The sequence below is a fragment of the Streptomyces sp. NPDC059456 genome (assembly GCF_042750055.1).
GTDB lineage: Bacteria > Actinomycetota > Actinomycetes > Streptomycetales > Streptomycetaceae > Streptomyces.
Genome location: NZ_JBHYVA010000920.1, coordinates 1 through 2673, shown reverse-complemented (window position 1 = coordinate 2673; position 2673 = coordinate 1). Strand labels below are relative to the sequence as shown.

The 2673-nt window shown below is 75.4% G+C and carries 1 protein-coding gene; it reads left to right on the top strand.

The genetic code is table 11. From position 1 onward, the window contains the following. Positions 1-103 precede the first annotated feature (103 nt). A complete protein-coding gene (locus ACFXA3_RS40525) occupies positions 104-2653 on the top strand; it encodes an FtsX-like permease family protein (protein WP_385196147.1) in 2550 nt (849 codons plus the stop codon). The last annotated feature ends 20 nt before the right edge of the window (positions 2654-2673 follow it).

Here is a 2673-nt window from a genome sequence, read left to right as displayed (position 1 = left end):
GTTCTGAAACGCGCAGCAGGGCCCGGGGGTGGGGCTAGCCCCCGGGCCGGGACGCCAGGGCGCTTCACTGCCAACGGGCGCTCCCGGCGTCAGAGTTGACCGCATGATGCTGCGTTACGCCCTTCAGACCGTCCGGGACCGCAAAGCCGGCTTCCTCGGCGCCTTCGTCGCGCTCCTGTGCGCGGCCGCCCTGATCACCGCCTGCGGCACGCTCCTGGAAACCGGACTCCGCGGAAAGATCGCCACCGAGCGCTACGCGGCCACGCCCGTCGTCGTCTCCGCCGACCAGAACGTGCACCAGACCACGGTCAAGGTGAAGAAGGGCGATCCGCAGAAGACGAAGACGAAGCACAAGGCCAAGCCCGTCGCCGAGCGGGCCTGGCTCCCCGCCGCCACCGTGGAAGCCGTCCGCTCCGTACCGGGCGTCGAGCGGGCCGTGCCCGAGCTCAGCTTCCAGGCCGTTCCGCTGATCAAGGCCCCCGGTGCCGCAAAGCCCTCGTACGGGCACGCCTGGACCTCCGCCGCGCTCACCCCCTTCACCCTCGCCGAGGGCCGCGCTCCCCAGAGCGGCGGGGAAGTCGTCATCGACCGCGAACTGGCCGCCCGTGCAGGGCTGAAGAGCGGCGCAGCCCTCACCGTGCAGGCCACCGGCGAGCCCATGACGTACACCGTGAGCGGGATCGCGCAGACCCCCCGCGGTGACCTCGCACGGCAGAACGCCCTGTTCTTCACCGACGCCGAGGCGCAGCGGCTGGCCGCCCGCGACGGCCGGGTCACCGCCATCGGGATCCTCCCGGCGCCCGGGACCGACCCCGGTGAGCTGGCCGGGCGGATCGGCCGGGCACTCGAGGGCACCGGCGCACAGGTCACCACGGGCGACGACCGGGGGCCCGTGGAGTTCCTCGACGCCGCCGGCGCACGCATCAAGCTGGTCTCCATGGGCGGGGCCATGGGCGGCACGTCGCTGCTCGTCGCGATCCTCGTCGTCGTCGGCACCTTCGCGCTCTCCGTCCAGCAGCGCTACCGTGAGCTCGCCCTGCTGCGGGCCATCGCCGCCACCCCGAAGCAGCTGCGCCGCATGATCGGCCGCGAGGCGCTGCTCGTGGGCCTGGCCGCCGGTGTCGCGGGGGCGCTCGCCGGACTCCCGCTCGCCGCCTGGCTGCACGGCCGGTTCGTCGAGAGCGGGGTCGTCCCCGCCAACCTGGAGCGCTCCGCCGGCATCTTCCCGATGTTCGCCGCCGTCGGCGCGAGCCTGCTCGGAGCCTGGGCCGCGGCCCGGATCACCGGGCGCCGGATCGCCCGGATCCGCCCGGCCGAGGCGCTCGCCGAAGCCGCCGTCGAACGGCGCCGGCCCGCATGGATCCGGATCGCGACCGGAGTACTGCTGCTGGCCGGCGGAGTCGTGCTGGTCGCCGTCCTGAGCGCGCTGCGCACCGAGCCGGCGTCGACCCCGGTCACCTTCCTCGCGGTCGTGGTCCTGGCCGGGGCGGTCTCGCTGCTCGGCCCCCTGCTGGTCCGCGGCGCCACCGCCCTGCTCGCCGGACCGCTGCGGCTGGCCGGGCCCGGCGGGCACCTGGCCGCCGCGAACCTGCGCGGCAACGCCACCCGCATGGCCTCCGCGGTCACCCCGCTCGCCCTGCTGATCGGCATGACCTGCACCGTCCTGTTCATCACCCCGACGCTGGGCAACGCCGGCCGGGCGCAGGCCCGTGAGGGGGTCCGGGCCGGGTGGGTGCTGGCCGCGCAGGGTCCGGGCGTCACCGGCGGTGCCGTGGAGAGCGTCCGCCGGACCCCCGGGGTCACGGCGGCCACCGAGATCGTGCACACCTCCGTACGGGTGGGGCTGACGAAGTACGGCGCGCAGGGGGTCACCCCGGCCGGGCTGACCCGCACCTGGGACCCCGGTGTGACGAGCGGGAGCCTGGAGGGGTTCGGCGAGAAGAACGTGGCGCTGAGCGAGGTGGCCGCCGACCAGCTGGGGCTGAAGCCGGGGAGCCCGCTGGAGCTGACGCTGGGCGACGGGACCCCGGTCACGCTGACCGTCTCGGCCGTGTACGCGCGCGGGCTCGGCTTCGGCGACCTGACGCTGCCGCACGACCTGGTCGCGGCGCACGTGGACAACCCGCTGGCGAGCAGCGTGCTCGTGGCGGCCGGGGAGGGGACCGGACGCGAGCAGCTGGCCGCGGCGGTGCGGGCGTTCCCCGGGGTCGGGGTGCTGTCGGCGCGGGACGCGGACGCGGCGCGGGCGGAGCAGCAGCAGGCCGGCGCCGAGATCAACCTGCTGGCGATGGGGCTGGTGCTGGCCTTCACCGCGATTGCGGTGGTCAACACCCTGGCGATGTCCACGTCGGAGCGGCTGCGGGAGTTCGCGATGCTGCGGCTGGCCGGGGCGAAGCGGCGCCAGGTGCTGCGGATGCTGCGGACGGAGGCGCTGGCGGTGCTGCTGATCGGCGCGGTGCTGGGGTCGGGTATCGCGCTGGCCGTCCTGACCGCGTTCAGCGTGGGCATGACGGGAGCGGCCGCGCCCGCGATGCTGCCGGTGGTGTACGTCGGGGTGCTGGGCGTGGCGGGGCTGCTGGCCCTCGCCGCCACTGCCCTGCCGGGGCGGGTCGCGCTGCGGGTGCCGCCGGTGGAGGTGGCCACCTCGCGGTAGCGGCCCGCGCCGCCGGGGGT

What these genes read in the sequence shown, in the direction of transcription:
- ACFXA3_RS40525 (WP_385196147.1), top strand. Translation starts at nt 104, where the DNA reads ATGATGCTGCGTTACGCCCTTCAGACCGTCCGGGACCGCAAAGCCGGC.